Origin of the sequence: Actinoplanes sp. OR16 (genome assembly GCF_004001265.1) — a bacterium.
GTDB lineage: Bacteria > Actinomycetota > Actinomycetes > Mycobacteriales > Micromonosporaceae > Actinoplanes.
Map to the genome: position 1 here is coordinate 613,235 of NZ_AP019371.1, position 18,250 is coordinate 631,484.

The 18,250-nt window shown below is 68.7% G+C and carries 19 protein-coding genes; 15 read left to right on the top strand and 4 right to left on the bottom strand.

The window, feature by feature from the left end:
• Nucleotides 1–4: 4 nt before the first annotated feature.
• Together EP757_RS02760 and EP757_RS02765 are read left to right on the top strand one after the other, a co-directional pair.
• Nucleotides 5–1,330, top strand: a complete 1,326-nt coding sequence (locus EP757_RS02760; protein WP_127542637.1) for an NtaA/DmoA family FMN-dependent monooxygenase — start codon at nucleotides 5–7, stop codon at nucleotides 1,328–1,330.
• Nucleotides 1,331–1,351: 21 nt separating this feature from the next.
• Nucleotides 1,352–2,683 (top strand): NtaA/DmoA family FMN-dependent monooxygenase, encoded by a 1,332-nt coding sequence (locus EP757_RS02765; RefSeq protein WP_127542638.1) that lies wholly within the window; start codon nucleotides 1,352–1,354, stop codon nucleotides 2,681–2,683.
• A gap of 335 nt (nucleotides 2,684–3,018) precedes the next feature.
• Here EP757_RS02765 and EP757_RS02770 read toward each other — a convergent pair whose 3' ends face one another.
• Nucleotides 3,019–3,813: a MerR family transcriptional regulator gene (locus EP757_RS02770; protein WP_127542639.1), complete on the bottom strand. Its 795-nt coding sequence runs from the start codon at nucleotides 3,811–3,813 to the stop codon at nucleotides 3,019–3,021.
• Between the two features lie 78 nt (nucleotides 3,814–3,891).
• On the opposite strand from EP757_RS02770, the gene EP757_RS02775 reads away from it, so the two are divergent.
• The 8 genes from EP757_RS02775 (at nucleotide 3,892) to EP757_RS02805 (ending at nucleotide 8,176) form a co-directional block, all read left to right on the top strand.
• Nucleotides 3,892–4,251 (top strand): nuclear transport factor 2 family protein, encoded by a 360-nt coding sequence (locus EP757_RS02775; protein WP_127542640.1) that lies wholly within the window; start codon nucleotides 3,892–3,894, stop codon nucleotides 4,249–4,251.
• 41 nt (nucleotides 4,252–4,292) lie between these two features.
• Nucleotides 4,293–5,081 (top strand): SDR family oxidoreductase, encoded by a 789-nt coding sequence (locus EP757_RS02780; RefSeq protein ID WP_127542641.1) that lies wholly within the window; start codon nucleotides 4,293–4,295, stop codon nucleotides 5,079–5,081.
• Between the two features lie 78 nt (nucleotides 5,082–5,159).
• Complete coding sequence (locus EP757_RS43685; protein ID WP_232050339.1) at nucleotides 5,160–5,489, top strand: hypothetical protein; 330 nt, start codon at nucleotides 5,160–5,162, stop codon at nucleotides 5,487–5,489.
• Nucleotides 5,453–6,172 (top strand): alpha/beta hydrolase, encoded by a 720-nt coding sequence (locus tag EP757_RS02785; RefSeq protein WP_232050340.1) that lies wholly within the window; start codon nucleotides 5,453–5,455, stop codon nucleotides 6,170–6,172. The genes EP757_RS43685 and EP757_RS02785 overlap by 37 nt, the downstream gene beginning before the upstream one ends.
• 257 nt (nucleotides 6,173–6,429) lie before the next feature.
• Nucleotides 6,430–6,738: a hypothetical protein gene (locus tag EP757_RS02790; protein WP_127542642.1), complete on the top strand. Its 309-nt coding sequence runs from the start codon at nucleotides 6,430–6,432 to the stop codon at nucleotides 6,736–6,738.
• Between the two features lie 183 nt (nucleotides 6,739–6,921).
• Nucleotides 6,922–7,326, top strand: a complete 405-nt coding sequence (locus EP757_RS02795; protein ID WP_127542643.1) for a hypothetical protein — start codon at nucleotides 6,922–6,924, stop codon at nucleotides 7,324–7,326.
• Nucleotides 7,308–7,742 carry a type II toxin-antitoxin system VapC family toxin gene (locus EP757_RS02800; protein WP_127542644.1) on the top strand — a complete coding sequence of 145 codons (435 nt, stop codon included), beginning with the start codon at nucleotides 7,308–7,310 and terminating at the stop codon, nucleotides 7,740–7,742. The genes EP757_RS02795 and EP757_RS02800 overlap by 19 nt, the downstream gene beginning before the upstream one ends.
• A 137-nt stretch (nucleotides 7,743–7,879) precedes the next feature.
• Entirely contained in the window at nucleotides 7,880–8,176 is a 297-nt protein-coding gene (locus EP757_RS02805; protein WP_127542645.1) for a hypothetical protein, read from the top strand.
• A gap of 130 nt (nucleotides 8,177–8,306) precedes the next feature.
• On the opposite strand, the gene EP757_RS02810 is transcribed toward EP757_RS02805, so the two are convergent.
• Nucleotides 8,307–10,421 carry a sigma-70 family RNA polymerase sigma factor gene (locus EP757_RS02810; RefSeq protein ID WP_232050341.1) on the bottom strand — a complete coding sequence of 705 codons (2,115 nt, stop codon included), beginning with the start codon at nucleotides 10,419–10,421 and terminating at the stop codon, nucleotides 8,307–8,309.
• Nucleotides 10,422–10,838: 417 nt separating this feature from the next.
• Here EP757_RS02810 and EP757_RS02815 point away from each other — a divergent pair, with 417 nt between their 5' ends.
• The 5 genes from EP757_RS02815 to EP757_RS02835 all read left to right on the top strand — a co-directional run bounded on the left by EP757_RS02815 (nucleotide 10,839) and on the right by EP757_RS02835 (nucleotide 15,925).
• Nucleotides 10,839–12,290, top strand: a complete 1,452-nt coding sequence (locus EP757_RS02815) for a pectinesterase family protein (RefSeq protein WP_127542647.1) — start codon at nucleotides 10,839–10,841, stop codon at nucleotides 12,288–12,290.
• A 2-nt stretch (nucleotides 12,291–12,292) separates the two neighbouring features.
• The gene (locus EP757_RS02820; RefSeq protein ID WP_127542648.1) at nucleotides 12,293–13,762 is read left to right on the top strand and encodes an RICIN domain-containing protein; all 1,470 of its coding nucleotides are present in this window, start codon (nucleotides 12,293–12,295) and stop codon (nucleotides 13,760–13,762) included.
• A gap of 228 nt (nucleotides 13,763–13,990) precedes the next feature.
• Nucleotides 13,991–14,251 carry a hypothetical protein gene (locus tag EP757_RS02825; protein WP_127542649.1) on the top strand — a complete coding sequence of 87 codons (261 nt, stop codon included), beginning with the start codon at nucleotides 13,991–13,993 and terminating at the stop codon, nucleotides 14,249–14,251.
• Nucleotides 14,252–14,730: 479 nt separating this feature from the next.
• Nucleotides 14,731–15,117, top strand: a complete 387-nt coding sequence (locus EP757_RS02830) for a hypothetical protein (RefSeq protein WP_197725500.1) — start codon at nucleotides 14,731–14,733, stop codon at nucleotides 15,115–15,117.
• 28 nt (nucleotides 15,118–15,145) lie between these two features.
• On the top strand, nucleotides 15,146–15,925 hold the full coding sequence (locus tag EP757_RS02835; protein WP_232050342.1) for a hypothetical protein: 780 nt from the start codon (nucleotides 15,146–15,148) through the stop codon (nucleotides 15,923–15,925).
• Nucleotides 15,926–15,999: 74 nt separating this feature from the next.
• Here the strand turns inward: EP757_RS02835 and EP757_RS02840 are convergent, their stop codons facing one another.
• Both EP757_RS02840 and EP757_RS02845 read right to left on the bottom strand, forming a co-directional pair.
• Nucleotides 16,000–16,659, bottom strand: a complete 660-nt coding sequence (locus tag EP757_RS02840; RefSeq protein ID WP_127542650.1) for a response regulator transcription factor — start codon at nucleotides 16,657–16,659, stop codon at nucleotides 16,000–16,002.
• Nucleotides 16,656–17,864 (bottom strand): sensor histidine kinase, encoded by a 1,209-nt coding sequence (locus EP757_RS02845; protein WP_127542651.1) that lies wholly within the window; start codon nucleotides 17,862–17,864, stop codon nucleotides 16,656–16,658. The genes EP757_RS02840 and EP757_RS02845 overlap by 4 nt, the downstream gene beginning before the upstream one ends.
• Nucleotides 17,865–18,250 lie beyond the last annotated feature (386 nt).

Consider the following 18,250-nt stretch of genomic DNA (forward strand, 5'->3'; position numbering starts at 1 on the left):
TGACATGCCGGACAAGAAGATGATCCTCGGGATGGCGCTGACCTCTGGCTACGGCGCCCTGGCCGAAGCGTGGCGCGCGCCCCATGTCGACCCGGGCAACTATGCGAACGTCGAGGCGAACATCCGCTACGCGCAGGCCGCCGAGCGGGGCAGATTCGCCTTCCTGTTCACTCCCGACTTCCCCGCGGTCCGCCGTGATGTGGAGGTGTCGGGGATCCAGAACATCCTGGATCCGATGATGCAGCTGGCGGCCATCTCGCAGGCCACCAGCCGCATCGGGTTCGTCGCGACGGGATCCACCAGCTTCCAGGAGCCGTTCAACACCGCACGCCAGTACAAGGCCCTCGACGTGATGAGCCACGGCCGCGCCGGATGGAACGCCGTCACCACCAGCGACCCGGCGGTCGCGGCCAACTACGGCAAACCCGTCGCCGACCGTGCCGAGCGCTACCAGCGCGCCCACGAGTCGATCCAGATCGTCCAGGCGCTGTGGGGCAGCTGGGAGGCCGGCGCGTGGCTCAAGGATCAGGCTGCCGGCCGTTTCGTCGACGCGTCGAAGCTGCGGCCGATCAACCTGCAGGGCGAGCATGTCGCCTCGCGCGGACCTCTGCCGATCCCGCCGTCCGAACAGGGCCAACCGGTGATCTTCGTCTCCGGCGGCCCCAGCCCGCACATGCTCGATCTCGCCGGGCGCTACGCCAGCGGGTTCATCGGCGAGGTCTGGACCATCGAAGAAGCCCGTACTCAGCGCGAGATGGTGCGCAAAGCCGCCGAGCGGGCCGGGCGCGATCCCGACGACATCAAGTACTTCGCCGGCCTGATGACCACCGTCGCCGGCACGGTCCGCGAGGGCCTCGATCGCCGCATCTCCCTGTCGGCCAACGCCATCGAAGCGCGCCTCCCCATGCTCGGCGCACTGCTGGGCATCGACATCGATCCGGATCGCTACGGCGAGCCGCTCACCCCCGGCCAGCTTGCCGCCGCCCACGCGTCGCCGATGGATCCGCGCTCCGGCATCGTCCTGGACGTCGCGCGCCAGGGCTGGTCCCCGCGCGACATCCTCGCCCACGGAGTGATCGACTACCACCCGACCACGGTCGGTCCCGGCGAGGTACACGCCGACCACCTGCAGAAGTGGTTCGAGGCGGGTGCCGCCGACGGATTCTGGCTATCCCCCGACGTCTACGAAGACGGCGTCGACGCCTTCGTCGACGAGGTCGTGCCGCTCCTGCAGGAGCGCGGCATCTACCCCACCGAGTACCCGGGGACCACCCTGCGGGAGAACCTCGGCGTCCGGCACCAGTACGGACCGGACCCGCGAATCGCCTGATCAGAGCACGGAAGACCACAGATGAAGAACGAGCACATGATCCTGGGCGCCGTCCTGGGCAACAACTTCGGGACGCATCCCGGTACCTGGCGGATGCCCCATGTGGGCCCCGGGTCCTACACGAGTATCGAGGCAACAGTCACGCAGGCGCGCACCGCGGAACGAGGTGGTCTGCAGTTCGTCTTCCTCGCCGATCGCCTCTTCCTGCACGGTGACGTCACGACGGCTCCGCCCCTGTTCAACATCGATCCGATCATCACCATTGCGGCCTTGACGCAGGCGACGGAGCGGATCGGCCTGGTCGCCACGGCGTCGACCTCCTTCACCGAGCCGTATCTGCTGGCCCGTCAGCTCAAGGCTCTGGACGTCATCAGCCACGGCCGAGTCGGGTGGAACGCCATCCCGAGCTTCGAACCCGATGCCTTCGCGAATTTCGGCCGGCAACCACCGGCCCGGGAGAACAAGTACGAGCGTCTGCACGAGGTGATGCAGATCGTCCACGCGCTCTGGGCAAGCTGGGGGTACGAGGCAGGTGAGCCCGACCAGGCTGGCATGTTTGCCGACCCGGCCCACGTCCGGCCGGTCAATCTGCAGGGCACGCATGTCGGTGCTCGAGGTCCCCTGCCGGTTCCCCCGTCCGAGCAGGGCCAGCCCGTCGTCGTCCAGCCCGCCAGCAGCGGCTACGGCCTGGAGGCGGCCGGCATGTACGCCAACGTCATCATCGCCATGCCGTCCAGCCTCGAGGAGGCGCGGGTGCAGCGCGAGAGGGCACGAAAGGCGGCAGCGCGTGCGGGCCGGGACCCGGAGACGATCAAGTTCATCGCCTTCGCCGGCTTCACGACCGGGGACACCGAGCGGCAGGCCCTCGACAAGCGCCGCGTACTCGACGACCGCATCGACCTCAGCGGGCAACTGGCTGGGCTCGGCGCCTACCTGGGCCTTCGCCGCAGGCTCAGCAATCCCGACGAACCCCTCTCGGCAGCGGAGGCCGCGGCTCTGCGAGTGCACCCGAAAGACCCGCGATCCGTACGCACAGTCGAACTCGCCCGAGCGGGATGGTCGCCCCGGGACATCCTCGCCCATGCCGTTTTCGATCCGTACCCCTCAGTCGTCGGTACCGCGGAACAGATCGCCGACCACCTCCAGGAATGGTTCGAGGCCGGCGCGGCAGACGGCTTCATGACCAACTTCGACGACTTCCACACCGGGATCGATGACTTCGTCGACCGTGTTGTCCCGCTCCTCCGCAAACGCGGCCTCTTCCACGAGGACTACAAGGGCCGAACCCTCCGCGACCACCTGGGACTGCCTCCCCAGTACGGGCTCGACCCCCGCCTCTCGGCCGCTGGGTGAGCCAAGCAGACAGGCGATCCTCAGCGGCGTGCCCAGAGCGACCATGGAGGTAGGCACCGACTTGTTGAGAGCGTGTTGGAGCACGCCGCTGACTCGACCACGCCGCTGTGCTCAGTGGACATCGACGTCGCCCCGGACGGGCGCGGCTACTGGCTGGTGGCTGAGGACGGCCGGGGTGTTCGCCTTCGGCAACGCGCCGTTCCACGGCTCCCAGCCCCGCTACGGGTGCCGCGGAAGCTGACACGTGTCCTGGCGATTGATCCTTGGCGGGTTTCGTGTCGGGAGTTTCGACATCACTGGCTCACCGCGGGATCGGTCGCTTACTCCATAGGCCTTCATGTCACGCGGAACACCGGCCACCCGATCTCCGTACGCCAGGCGGCCGGATCGCTCACATCCCGGGGCCCCACGCGGTAGACCTCCCGCACGGGCCCGGCCACCGACATCGCATTCTCGACGACCCACGCACCGAGCTCGCCGTAGGTGACGTCCACGCCCTCGTGCTCGCCGACGTGGGTGGTCACCGCCAGTTCCGCGGCGGGCAGGGTCACCGCGTGCACCCGTCCGGTGCACGGCGGGGTAGAGGTCGGCAGATAGACCAGCACCCGACCGCGGCCCTCCTCGAACAGGGAGTTGTCGTAGTTGCCCCCGGGCGGCCCGGTCGCGCCTGCGCCCACGGCCGCTTCCAGCTCGGCCATCGCGCCGGCGAACCACGCCTCGACGTCGGCGTGGCCGATCACGGCCTCGACCGCCGCGACCTCGCGGGCGGGTTCGGCGCGCAGCTCGACCTCGATCGGCGCAGGATCGGGCTGCAGGAGGCGGCGCAGCGAGGTGACCGCGGCCCGGGTGCGAGAAAGCTCGGCCTCCAAGCGCCGCAGGTGACCCGCGACCAGGGCCGACCGGACGCCGGGGTCCGGCGTCCGCAAGATCCGCTGCACGTCGCTCAAGGGGACGTCGAGCTCGCGGAGCCGGCTGATGACCTGCGCGGTCGGTATCTGCTCGACGGAGTAGTAGCGGTAGCCGGTCGCCCCGTCCACGACCGCCGGCTCGAGCAGCTCCCCCTCGTGGTAACGGCGCAGGGTCCGCACGCTCAAGTGGGTCAAACGCGAAAACTCCCCGATCGTCAGCACCCCCTCAGTCTGGACCCTCCCCCAGGGAGAGGGTCCAGCACTTGACCCTCCGGCCGCGCGAGGCAGCACGGTGACGACATGACAAACAGCGACCTTCGCTCCGACGTCCTCCCGGCCATCGTCCGCGACTTCCTCGCAGCCAGCACCGTGCACGACGCCGACACGGCCTCGGCGTTCCTCGTCGAAGACGTCGTGGTCGTCGACCAGAACGAGACCTTCCGGGGCCGCGACGAGGTGCACGCGTTCCTGCGCGACGCCGGCGCCGAGTTCGACTACACCACCGAGCAGACCGGCGCCCGCCGCGTCGACGACGACCACTGGGTGGTGACCCTGCGCCTCGAGGGCACCTTCCCCGGCGGCGTCGCCGACCTGGACTACCGCTTCACCCTCCGCGGCAACCTCGTGGCCGAGCTCGTCATCGCCAACCACGAGGCCTGAGCCCGACCGCACCCCACCCATCCGTCAGAAGGAAGAGGAAGATGTCCAGCAAAGAACGTGACCGCCTCGACGGCCGCCACGCGCTCGTCACGGGCGGGTCGAAGGGTTCGGGCAAGGCCGTCGTCACCCGCCTGCGGGAGATGGGCGCCGACGTGTGGACCACAGCCCGGACGATGCCCGACGGGTACGACCGCCCCGACCGGTTCATCGAGGCGGACACGTCGACCGTCGAGGGCACGCAGCTCGTGGCGGACCGCATCGCCGAGGCCGTCGGCGCGCTCGACATCCTCGTGCACGTCGTCGGGGGCGCCTCGACGCCGTCCGGCGGGTTCGCAGTGATCACCGAAGAGCAGTGGCTGACCGAACTCAACTTGAACTTCCTGGGTGCGGTGCGGCTCGACCGAGCCCTCCTGCCGGCGATGGCCGGGGCCGGAGCGGGTGTGGTCCTGCACTTCACCTCGATCCAGCGGGAACTACCGCAGTACGACGCGTCGCTGGCGTACGCGTCAGCCAAGGCGGCGCTGCGCACGTACAGCAAGGGCATCGCCAACGAGCTCGCACCCCGCGGCGTGCGGGTCAACGCGATCAGCCCCGGTGGCATCGAAACCGAGGCCTACGAGCGGTTCGTGGACCGGATCGCCGAGGGCAACGGGCTCACCCGCGAAGCCGCCAAGCAAACGATCTACGACTCCCTCGGCGGCGTTCCCCTGGGGCGATTCGCCCAGCCCGAGGAGATCGCCGACCTGGTCGGGTTCCTGGTGTCGGACCGCGCCTCGGCCATCGTGGGCGCCGAGTACGTCATCGACGGCGGCACGGTCCCGACAGTGTGAGCCAACGGCGGGGCGGCCTCGAGGAGATCGTGGCCGCCCCGTCCCGACCACCCGACAAGTCACCGACGAAGAGGACCCATGACCACTCACGTCACCGCACCGTCCCCCGCCCTGCCGGTCGGACCGCCACCGCCCTTCGATCCCGAACTCGCCCCCGTCCTGGACGTGCTGACCAGCATCCGCCCTCCGGACGCGTACCGCCCGGACACCATCGTCGAGATGCGCCGGCCCGTCCCCGGCGTACCCACCCCGACCGATGACGTCCTGTCGCGCGACGGGGCCTACCTCGTACGCGAGAGGACCGTGCCCGGTCCGGACGGGGACCCAGACGTCGCGCTACTCGTCTGCCCCCCCGACACGCGCGCACGCCGATGCCGGCCATCTACTTCAACCACGGCGGCGGGATGATCGTCGGCAACAACCGGTTCGGCCTCCCGGAGATCTTGGACCTGGCTGAACCGCTGGGCATGGCGGTGATCTCGGTCGAGTACCGGCTCGCGCCGGAAACTCCCCACCCGGGTCCTGTCGAGGACAGCTACGCCGGTCTCCGCTGGCTGTCGGAGCACGCCGACGAGATCGACGTCGACCCTGGCCGCATCGTCGTCGCCGGCATGAGCGCCGGCGGCGGACTGGCCGCAGGTGTCGCCCTCATGGCCCGTGACCGTGGGGGCCCGACGATCGCGGGACAGCTGCTCGTGAGCCCCATGCTCGACGACCGCAACGACTCACCCTCGGCGCGCCAGATGCGCGGCGTCGGCATCTGGGACAACCGCTCCAACGAGACCGGCTGGAACGCGCTCCTCGGCGAGGCCGTGCGCGGAGGGCCGGAAGTGTCCCCGTACGCCGCGCCGGCCCGCGCCGAGGACCTGTCCGGCCTGCCACCCACCTTCATCGACGTCGGCTCAGCCGAGACGTTCCGGGACGAGGACGTCGCCTTCGCGAGCCGCCTGTGGCAGGCCGGCGGCCGCGGCGAGTTGCACGTCTGGCCCGGCGGTTTCCACGGGTTCGACGTCGTCGCACCGTCCGCCGCGATCTCCAGGGACGCGATCGCTGCCCGCGCGGCGTGGCTGCGCCGCCAGCTGGGTAGGTGAATGGGCAGTGCAGACTTCGTGGAGGCCTGGTGTCAAGGGCGGCCCTTCACGTGCTGAGGCCCATCTGCATGTTGTGTATGAACGCCGACCGTGCCCGCCTGAAGCACCTACAAAATAACGGGCAGGTGTCGCTGGCACTGGTCATCGCGGCCGGTGCCACCGGGCGAGGACCGGGCGCGGGGGCTCGCCTGGCTGCAGGAGAACGCCGCTGGTTACCTCGATTTCGAGGCCCTGGACGAGTACGAGCGTTCTGGTCGGTGACCGACTACCTGGCCGACACCTCGGCGGTGTGGCGGCTCCTGCGCGGGCAGATCGGCGGGCTGTGGTCTCGACTGGTCGCGCAAGGCGTTGTCGCGATTTGCCCGCCGGTCGAGTCCGAACTCATGGTCGGTGGTCGGGCCGGCCGCGACTTCGAACCCTTCACTGCGGTGCTGCGGCGCACGTTCGCCTGGGTGTTGTCGCTTGACGATCCATGGCGGCAGGTGCTTGCGGTTCAGAGGGAGCTGATCAAGATTGATCAGGGTCTGCGACGACGTACGGCCGGTAGTGTCACGATTAGCCCTTGAACTGCTGGTATGCGGTTCTCATTCCGCCAACTTTCGTGTCCAGCTATTGCCTGAACGGGAACCGGCGAGATCCTGCGAACGGGTTCGGCGCTATCGGGGCGATGCCGAGCGCGGCGGTTATGAGCTTCCGGCTGCCTCGATGCGAGATGTGCTCTGACTTGCTACCGGCGGTAGTATCGGTGAATGAGTGCACAACCGCTGCCGGCGGTCCCGGAGCCTGAGGGGTCGGCCGACGACAAGACTTCGCTTGCGGAGCTGCAGGGCGTTGCACACGACCTCAGCAAAGTTTCGCCGGATCCTCAAGCTGCGGCGATGAGGCTTCTGGATGCTCGTTCGCCGGAGTCCGGCCGACTTCGGCTGGTGGGCCGGGCCCGCAAGGTCAGCGTGTCCATGCCCGAAGACCTCACTGCTGCTGTCCAGCAACGCGTGGGACGGGGCGATTTCAGCCAGTATGTTACCGAAGCGGTCGCCAGGCAACTCGAACTCGACCTCCTCGGGGAACTCGCGACCCTTCTTGAGTCAGAGCACGGACCGGTCTCTGAGGAGGCGCTGAACGAAGCGAGGAATTCGTGGCCCGACGCGCGGTGAGCAGCGGCGGAACACTTGTCCTGGACAGCGAGGGCCTCGCCAAGCTCGCCTCGGGAGACGACAGAGTTCGCGCTTTCCTGGTGACTGCACGAGAACGCGGGGCCAGAGTGGTTGTCAGCGCCATCACGCTGACCGAGGTGCTCCGAGGTGGTCCTCGGGACGCCTCGGTCCATCGCGTGCTGTCCCGGGTTGTCGTGCTCCCGGTGAGCCCGGAACTCGGTCGGCGGGCGGGAGAACTTCTCGGTACGGCCGGGCTGTCCGGGCACAGGTGTGCCATCGATGCTGTGGTGGCAGCGACGGCGCTGGAGCTTCCTCGTCCTCTGCTTCTGCTGACCAGCGATCCCGACGATCTGACCCGCCTCGTGGAGGAACCGGCGCGGCCCAAAGAGCAGCGGATCGTCGTAATCCATGTGTAGTGCGGTGGACCTTTTGTCATGGTTCTGGGAGCAGGTCGGTTGACCGCTCCTGAGTTTGATTTGTTCGCTCCCCGGCTGACCACCACTATGTCGCAAATGTGGTCACCGTTCGGATTTGACGGTGCCTTCCCAGCGTTTTGCAGGCCATCGACGAGATGACCCATCCGCTTCGCCTGAGCGGCTTCCGGAACGCTGTCCTCGATCATCCAGGTCTTGTGGGTGTGCCGGAGATCATGGAAGTGCATGCCGGGGATGACCCGGGCGACCAAGTGTTCGCGGAGCCGAGTGACCAGGAACGGCGGCAGCAGGATGGGCCGGACGGCGGCTGGCGTTTTCGGAGACCCGAGTTCGAGTTCGCCGCTGACCTCGTGGAGTGCCCCGACGTCCGGGTTGATGTAGATCAGCGCGTCGTCGAGCTTGCAGTTGTGCCGTGAAGGCCGACCAACTCGCCCAGCGCATGCCGGTGTACGCCGCGGCGACGGGCCCGGCAGTATCTGTGCCGCCCCAGCCGCCCGTCAGCGGACGGCGACCGTCTTGACGAGCTGTGGCCCGCTGCCGGGCGGGTCAGGTGCCGTTCATGGCGGCGCCGTTGCCGTCGCTCGTCTGCAGGAAACCGGTCGGTGGCAGGGCGCCTGTGGCGGTCCGTGGACCTTCGGCTTCGGCCGGGTCGGTCGAGCGGAACGTGGCCGTCTGCTGCCCGCCGGTGCGGCTCGGCGTGACGGCCTGGTTCAGCTCGTACGGCCGGCCGTTGTCGACGGACACGTCGGCGCGCATGGTGGCCGGGGCGTCCGGCAGATGGAATCCGGTGCCGCCGTTGCGCCAGGCGGTGTTGTTGGTCAGCTCCAGCGCGGCGGTGTTGCCCTCGTCGCTGAAGCCGTTGCTGCCGTTGGCCCACGCCGCGTTGTGCCGCAGCTTGTGCGCGGCCACGGCCGTCGGTGTGCCCCCGCCCAGCACGAAGCCGGTGCCACCGTTGTCGTACGACCAGTTGTACTCGATGGTCACCGGCGAGCCGAATGCGCCCAGGTCGAGTCCGGCGTTACCGTTGCCCGCGAACCGGTTGCCGCGCACGACGTTGCCCGCGCCGGCGCCGAACTGGATGCTCAGCCCGGTGCCCGCACCGGGGGCCCGGTTGTCGGTGAAGTCGCTGTCGAGGACCTGGTTGCCGGTCGTGCCCTCGCCGCGCAGCATGAGCCCGGAGCGGGCGTTGTCGTGCATCCACAGCCGCCGGAAGACCGTGTCCCGGCAGCCCAGGCAGACATAGGCGTGGTCGGCCGAGCCGGTCACCTCGAGGCCCTGCACGGTCCACCAGGAGGCGCGCTGAGCGATCGCCCACTGGCCGGCCGATAGGCCGGAGGCGTCGACGATCGGGCGCTCGTCGCGGTAGTTGCTGAGCACGATGCGGCGCTGGGCGGTGCCGCTGGTGGTGATGTCGATCCCGGCGGCGGGCCGGTAGGTGCCGCCGCGCAGCGCGATCGTCTGCCCCGGGCGCACCTCGGCCACGGCCTTGCCCAGCGTGGCGTAGGGCCGCCGGAGGCTGCCGTCGCCGTCGTCCGAGCCGTCCGGCGCCACGAAGATGTCGGCCCGCTGCACGCCCATGCCCTGGTCGGCCGGCGGCGGGGTCGTGCTGGTGGCCGGCGACAACGACGGTGACGGTGACCGCGTCGTGGCGGCGGTGGTGGTCGCCGTCGCAGGCCGCGGGGTGGTGGTGAACGCCGGCGGCGGAGCTGCCGCGATCGTGGCGTCCGGCGGCGCTGGGGAGTAGTGCACGGCGTAGACGAACCCGCCGGTCGCCAGCACCGCGGCGGCGCCGGTGGCAGCCAGCGCCTTGTGTTGCAGGAAAGTCGGCAGCACGTGGGCGGAGGGCGTGGCAGCGGCCAGGCCGCCCACCTTCGCGGTGAGCGTGGCCGGCACCGGAAGCATCGCGGTGCCCAGCAGCAGTTGCTCCGGGGCGATCAGCCCGCGCCCGCTGGTGACGCAGCGTGGGCACTCGCGCACGTGCCGGGTCAGCCGCTTGCGCCACAGTGGGTCGGCGATGCCGTTCCAGCGCCGGACCAGCCCGGTCAGCTCCGGGCAGCGGGGGCGGGCGTGCAGGGCGCCGACCACCGCCCGTACGGAATCGAGCTGGGCCTTCATCCGCTGCACCCGGACCGCGGCGTGCTTGGGGCGCACGCCCAGCGCGTCGGCCAGCTCGGCGCGGCTCAGCTCGCCGGCCGCCTCCTGCCACCACAGGCCGAGCAGCCGGCGGTCGTCGTCGTCCAGCCAGCGGGCCGCCTCCACCAGGTCCCGGCGCTGGGCGTCGGCGACCAGCTCGGCGGTGGCGCGCTCGGCGAAGTCGCCGGCCGGGTCGGCCAGCTCGGCCAGCTCGGGCTGCTCGGGCACCAGCCGCAGCCGGGCGGTCCGCTTGTCGCGCAGGTAGAGCTGGATCTGCCGGTAGGCGATGGCGATCAGCCACGAGCGGAACCGGGCGGGCTCGCGCAAGCTCGGCAGGGCCCGCAGCGCGCGCAGCATCGTCTCCTGCACGATGTCGTCCACGTCGGGGTGCCCGGCCAGGGCGCGGCCGACGATGTTGTAGATCAGCGGCAGGTGCTCGGCGATGAGCTCCTCGGTGGCTCGGGCGTCGCCGGCGTGGGCCCGGCTGATCAGCCGGGCGACATCGAGCGCCACCTGACTCTGCGTCACCGTCGAGTACCAAGCCTTCCTGGTCGGTCGCGGACCGTGCCGATCGTCGCGGATCGGCGACCGCTCGTATATATCGAAGATCACCACTGTCTTAAGACTTTTCCGCCGGGTCAGCATGTTGGCACGGCCCCGGCCAGACTGCAAAGCGAGGGTCGCCGGAAAGAATTTCCCGGATTTGTGTTGTTGCGCCCGGACCGCCGCATCTACGAGGGTGCCGCTCATCCACCGGAGCGGTTGTCACCCAGCGTGTCCCCTCGGCACCTCTCTTCGGCGCGCGTCAGCGGAGCGGTCCTGGCTGTACCCGCGAAAGTTTTTGCCGCGTTTCTTGTTGTCACTCGGCCGCCGCCGCATCTACCGGTACAGGAACACCGGCGGCCTCCCCTCGGCCGTCATCCCCGCACGTAAGAAAGGTCTGCGATGGCAGAGAAGAAGCCCAGCAAACGGATGCTGTTCGGCGTGGCGGCCGCGCTGGTCGTACCGATCGGTCTCGTCGGCTGGTCGATGTTGCCGTCGGACGCGGCGGCCGCTCCGGTCGCCGGCGGCACCTACCAGGTGGCCGTGAAGAAGAGCGGTATGTGCATCGACGTGCCGGGCGCGTCGAAGGACAACGGTGCACTGCTGCAGCAGTGGGGGTGCTCGGCGGGGGCCGGCTGGCAGCAGTTCAAGCTGGTGGCGGCGGGCAGCAACGTCCTGATCCAGAACGTGAGCAGCGGCAAGTGCATCGACGTGCCGGCGTGGTCGAAGACGTCGGGTCAGCGGGTGCAGCAGTACAACTGCGCCGGTTCGCAGACCAATCAGCAGTGGAGGATCACCGCGTCGGGCACGGGCACGTTCCAGGTCATCAACGTGAACAGCGGGCTGTGCCTCTCCGATCAGGGTGCGTCGATGGCGAGCGGTGCGTCGATCATCCAGGAGACGTGCACCGCCAACTCGAACAAGCAGTGGGCGTTCACCCCGGTCACCGGCGCCACCCCGCCGCCGGCCGGCTCGTTCACGGTCGCGGCTGACGGCTCCGGTACGTACAAGACGGTGCAGGCGGCGATCGACGCGGTCGGCGACGGCAACGCCAGCCGTAAGACGATCACCATCAAGCCCGGAACGTACCGGGAGAACCTGTCCGTGCCGTCGACCAAGCCCTACATCACATTGAAGGGTGGCGGTGACTCGTCCGACGACGTGGTGATCGTCAACAACCGGCCGGCCAGCACGTACGGCACCAACGGCTCGGCGACCGCCCACATCGTCGGCCACGACTTCGCCGCCACGAACTTGACCATCTCCAACGACTACGACGAGGCCGCCAACGGCAGCTCGCAGGCACTGGCCGTGGCCCTGGAATCGGACCGGGCCGTGTTCAGCAACGTGCGGCTGCTCGGCGACCAGGACACCCTGCTGGTCAACGAGAGCGCTCGGACGTACTTCACCGGCTCGTACATCGAGGGCACGGTGGACTTCATCTACGGCGGTGGCATCGCCGTGTTCAACGCCTCCAAGATCTACGAGAAGCGGTCCACCGGCGGCCCGATCACCGCGGCCTCGACCCCGGCGAACCGGGACTACGGCTTCCTGTTCTACAAATCCACGATCACCGGCGCGGCGAACAACACAACCCAGCTCGGCCGACCGTGGCGGCAGGACGCGCAGGTCGTGGTCCGCGAATCGAGCCTGAGCGCCACCATCGCGACCGCGCAGCCCTGGGTGAACATGTCCTCTGCCACCTGGCAGAACGCCCGGTTCTACGAGTACAAGAACACCGGCGCCGGCGCCACCATCAACGGCAACCGGGCGCAGCTGTCCGACGCGCAGGCCGCCGACTACACCCCGCAGAAGTACCTCGCGGGCACCGACAACTGGAACCCGGTGGGCTGATCATGTCCGTCTCCAAGAAACGCGCCGCGCTCATCGCCACGGTGGTCGCCGTTCCGGCCGCGATCGTCGGCTGGTCGGTCCTGCCGTCGAACGCGGCGGCCGCCCCGGCCGCCGGCAACACCTACCAGCTGATCGTCAAGAAGAGCGGCAAGTGCATCGACGTGCCGGCCGCGTCGGCCGCCAACGGCGCCCTGCTGCAGCAGTGGGGTTGCACCACCGGCGCCGCCTGGCAGCAGTTCAAGCTGGTCGCGTCCGGCAGCAACTTCCTGCTCCAGAACGTCAGCAGCGGCAAGTGCATCGACGTGCCGTCGGGGTCGAAGACCTCCGGCCTGCGGCTGCAGCAGTGGGGTTGCGTCGGCTCGCAGACGAACCAGCAGTGGAAGACGGTCGCCAGCGGCACCGACACCTTCCAGATCGTCAACATCGCTTCCGGCCTGTGCATCTCCGACCAGGGCGCCTCGACGGCCAGCGGCGCGTCGATCATCCAGGAGACGTGCACCGCCAACTCGAACAAGCAGTGGGCGTTCACCCCGGTCGCCGGCTCCACGCCGGCGCCGACCGCGAGCGGGCGCACCTGGGCCGCCACCCCGGACGGCTTCGCGTCGACCGGCGGCGGCACGACCGGCGGCGCGGCCGGCGCCACGGTCACCGTGAAGACGTTCGCGGACCTGACCAAGTACGCCACCGCGACGGAGCCCTACGTGATCAAGGTGGCCGGGGCCATCACGTTCACGCCGAAGGGCACCGAGCTGAAGGTGAAGTCGAACAAGACCATCGTCGGCGTCGGCACCAGCGGCCAGATCGTCGGCGGCGGATTCCAGCTTGTCCCCGGGGTCAGGAACGTCATCATCCGCAACCTCACCATCCGGGACACCCAGATGACCGAGGACGACCCGGATGACAAGACGTACGACTACGACGGCATCCAGATGGACACCGCGGACCACATCTGGATCGACCACAACAAGATCACGCGGATGAACGACGGCATGATCGACAGCCGTAAGGACACCACGTACCTGACCGTGTCCTGGAACGTGCTCGACACCGGCAACAAGGCGTTCGGCATCGGCTGGACCGAGAACGTGACCGCGCGGATGACGATCCACCACAACTGGATCAAGAACACCCACCAGCGGAACCCGAGCACCGACAACGTGGCGTACGCCCACCTCTACAACAACTACCTGCAGAACATCACCTCGTACGGCAACCTGTCGCGCGGCAGCACCAAGATGGTTCTGGAGAACAGCTACTTCGACAACGTCGCCAACCCGTACAACGTCGACGACCTGACGAAGGGCCAGCTCAAGCAGAGCGGCAGCATCGTCAAGAACTCCACCGGCAAGCAGGTGACCAACGGCTCCGCCTTCGACCCGAAGGCCTACTACGCCTACACCGTGGACGCGGCAGCGGACGTCCCGGCCCTGCTCGCCAAGTACGCCGGCCCGCAGGCCACCATCGGCAACTGACCAGTAACGGAATCTGACGCGGGGTGGCGCTGTCCGGGGACGGCGCCACCCCGCGTGGTCGATCCCGCTCGAGACCTGCTTCGGCTACCGGACGCGGAAGATGGGTACCGTTCCCGACCTCCCGTGGGCCACGAACCCCGGGAGCACCTACGCCCTTCTCGTCGGCGAAGACATCTCGTTGCCCTGCGAACCGCCGGCCTGCGGCAGGTCGTCGTCGACGACACGACCGTGGCGTTGCGGCTGCTGGTCGACCGCCGAGACCAACTTGGCCGCGCGCGCACCGGGATCGTGTCCCGGTTGCATCACCTGCTGCTCGAACTGGTACCGGGCGGTGCGAAGAAGTTCCTGTCCGCCCAACAGGCCTGCGCCCTGCTCAACACCGTCCGCCCGTGCGACGTCGCCGGCAAGACCCGCCGTTGGCTGGCCTCTGAACTGATCCACGAGCTCGTCACGATCGATAAGAAGATCAAGGTCGCGACGCGGAACTGACCGAGCCTCGTCGGCCGCAATGTTTGCCCTGTTCAGAGGCCGTCCTCAGCGATGGCGGGGAGCGCCGTCACGATGAAATAGGCCGTCCTCTGCCGCATCGCAGAAGATCGGGTCGTCGGCTGCTCGCGGCGGAGGAGGAAGGCGTTTCAGCGGGAGCGGCTCTCCAGCGGGTAGAGCCTCGGCGAGCTGCTCGGAGATCATCCAGAGGTGCTTGCCGAGTTGCCCGTCTCTCCGATCCTGAACGTGAGATCGTTCTGACCTACCTGCGCGCCGCCACCGCACTGGTTCGGCCAGCCGCAGAACGGCTCAGCTGACCGCCGGCCAAGCAAACGAGGTCGCAGCGGGTCGCGAGTCCGCGTACCGCGGGACCGGTGCTACGCAAATTCGCGTACGCGGGTTGCCGCACTACGCGGACGCCATGAGGACCGGTGACGATCAGGCTGGGAGGAGACTGAACGATCTCCGAAAGGAACCCCGACATGGCCGGCAATGGCACCTTCACAACGCTGCGCAGAGTCCTCGGTATCAGCCTGCTCGTGGCCGGTCTCGGCGTTCTGATCCAATATCTGGTCGGCGTTCCTGGATTTCCCAAGATCCCACCGGGGCCGATCATCCTGGGTGTAGCGGGCATCCTCGTCCTCGCCCTTCCGCGCTACCGCTGGGTGATTGTCGTCGGCCTGATCGCGGCGCTGTTCGTCACCGTCGGCGGGCTGATCGAGGGCTCGGTCTGGGGCCGGCTCGGCGAGCCGGGCAGGTTCGACGTCTGGATCGGCGTCTTCCTGCAGTGGGCAGGTCAGGCCGTCGCCTTGGTCAGCGCGGTCATGGCGCTCACCCGCGACCACCGCAAGGCGCCGGTCTCGCGCTGAGAAACTTCCGAGCCCCGGGAAAATCATGATGCCAACGACACGTAACACCATTTCGCTCGCCGGACTGGCCCGCCACGAACGGCCACGGGTGGAGACGCTCGCGTACGCGCTCGGCGGCTTTCTCCTGTTGTCCGGCGGCGCACACTTCGTGGTGTTCCTGGTCGGCGACTCGCCGTGGGAGGGCCCGGTCTCGTGGCGCAAGCCGACCACGTTCGGGCTCTCCTTCGGCCTCACCCTGATCACCGTCGCGTGGATCTCCTCAATGCTGATCATGAATCCGCGGGCGCGCGCCTGGGTGCTGGGCATCTTCGCCGCCGTCTGCGTCGTGAAGGTCGCCGGCATCTCAATCCAAGCCTGGCGGCGGGTGCCGTCGCACTTCAACACCGAGACGCCGTTCGACACACGGATCGCGATGAGCCTCGCTGTCGGGGGCGCGCTTCTCGCGATCACGCTGGGCGTCCTCGCCTTCGTGGCGCTGCGGGGCCGGGTTCGCGGCGGCCGCGATCTGGTACTCGCCATGCGCGTGGGCTTCGCGCTGCTGATCGTCGCTCTGGGAACCGGAGTGGTCATGATCGCCGAAGGCACCACCCTGGTGCGGGAGGGTTACCCCCAGCAGGCCTACGAGACCGCCGGCTTCCTCGAGCCGCTGCACGGCGTCACGCTGCACGCGGTGCTGGTACTGCCGCTGGTGGCCGAGATGACGCGGTGGCTGGGCTGGCCGGAGCGGAGGCGCTACCGGGCGGTGACGGTGGCTTGCGCCGCCTATCTGGCCACATCGCTCGGCGCCCTCGCACTGTCGCTGACCTGATGCGCAGCGCTGCCTTCGAGCAGGTCCGGAATTCTCTGACGCCCCTCGATCCAGCGGGCACAGCATGATCTCGTTCAGCGGGGAACGGTCAGGCCGACCCGGACGGCGATCACTACGAGTTGAGCCCGGGAACGGGCGCCGAGCTTGAGCATCGCCCGGCTCACGTGGGTGCGCACCGTCTCCGGGCTGACGAAGAGCGCGGCCCCGATCTGCTCGTTCGAGAACCCCGTAGCAACCCAGGCGACCATCTCCCGCTCGCGCTCTGTCAGCTCGTCCAGGCTCGGATCCAGCGCCGGATCAACCGCGGTCTGCTGGGCGAAGAGCGAGATCACCCGACGGGTCACCGAGGGGGACAGCATCGCTTCCCCGGCCGAGACCACCCGGATGGCGCGCGTCAACTCCTGCGGCACCGCGTCCTTGAGGATGAATCCGGCCGCGCCCGCCTGAAGGGCGAGAAACACGTAACGGTCCACCTCGAACGTGGTCACCACGATGACCGGGATGCCAGCGATCGCAGGATCGGCCTGGATGCGGCGCAGCGTCTCTATCCCGTCGATCCCGGGCATGCGGACGTCGAGCAGCAGGATGTCCGGACCCTCGCGTTTGAGCAGCTGGATCGCCTCCAATCCGCCGCTCGCCTCGCCGACGACCTCCATGTCGTCCTCGCGGTCGATCAGGGCCCGCAGACCCATCCGGACCAGCTCGTGGTCGTCGGCCAGCGCAACCCTGATCATGCGGCACCCTTCCCCGTCGGCAGCCGGGCTTCCACCCGGAATCCGCCGTCCTCCCCCGGGCCGGCAGCCAAGGTTCCACTGACAGCCGCGACTCGACGGCGCATACCGGCCAGACCCCGGGCAGAGCCGTCCAGCTCGACCGGCCCACCTCGCCCGTGGTCGGACACCCGAACCACCAAAGTCTCCTCGTCCTGCTCGACGGTCACCTCGGCGGTCGTCGGCCCGGCATGCCGGAGCACATTGGTCAGCGACTCCTGCACCACCCGGTACAACACCGACTCGGTCTCGGGGTCCAGCTCCCGGTCCAGGTTGTGCAAACTCAGCCGTACGGGCAGGCCACCCGCCCGGACCTGGGTGACCAGGTCGACCAGCCCGCAGAGCCCGGCCCTCTCGACCTCGGACGGCTGCACCGGCTCGACCGCCGGAGCCGAGAGGAACTCGTCGTGCAACGTGTCCAGCATGCCGCGCAGCTCGCTCAGCGACTTCCCGCTGGTCGCCTGGATCGCTTCGAGTGACCGGCGGGTCTGGGCGGGCCTGCTGTCGAAATCGAGCAGCGCGACACCGGCCTGCATCGCGATCAAGGCGAAACCATGTCCGGCCACGTCGTGCACATCGGCCGCGAGCTTGGCCCGCTCCTCCATCGCGCCCTGGGTGATCAGAAGCCGGCGCGTGCGTTCCCGCCCGGCCGCGATGGTTCGCACGAGAGCGCCGAGCAGCCACGGGACGACCAGCCAGCCCGCCCAGGCGAGCGCGAGCAACCACGGAAGATCTACGTCGCCGAGGAGTCGGACATAGATCGTGCCCGAGGTCACCACCACGGCCGCGCCGCAAACCAGCAGCGACGGGCCGAACCGACGGCGGCGGGCCACCTCGTACATCGCGACGACGATGCAGAGCTGCACCGGACCGTACGGGTAATGGAGCAGTAGATAGCCGTTGACCAGCAGCAGGACCGTGACCAGCGAGGGCAGCGGCGCACTGTCGAGCAGCGTGACGATCAGCACGACCGCGACGACTATCAACAGGGCGCCCCACAGGTCGAGTTGCCGTACGCCGTAACGCCCGTCGACCTGGCCGATCTGGGCGATCAAGGCGCCGATCAGCGTGACTAGGCCGAGACCGAGACCCGTGGCCAGCCGGGCCGGCGACAATCCGGTCAGGGTTGCCGGCCCGAGGCCGTCGTGCTCCGCCGATGCACGGGTCATGCTCGCGAGTCTAAATAGCAAGACCGCATCCGAAACGATGCCCGTTCATCGGCCGTGACAGGAAGGATGGTGTTTCGGTAGGAGCGCCGCCACGATGAATCCGGGCTGTTCGGGGTGGGCGGTGCTGCGCTGCTCCCAGAACCAGCGATTGGACGGGGAGCAGGCGGGGTTGAGATCGGCAGCGTCGAACAGCGCCGAACGGCGTTCAGCAGCGTCGGGCGACGGTGCCCGGGCAGGACCAAGTCGCGTTTCTGCTGGTCAGTAGCTTGATCGGGCTACGTTCACGCAAAGGCGCTCACCCTATTGGTGACACCGCCTGGCATCCGTCATGCTCATCGATTGCGAGCCTGCTCGAAAGGTCCAGGCTTCGACGTGCTGCCCACAAA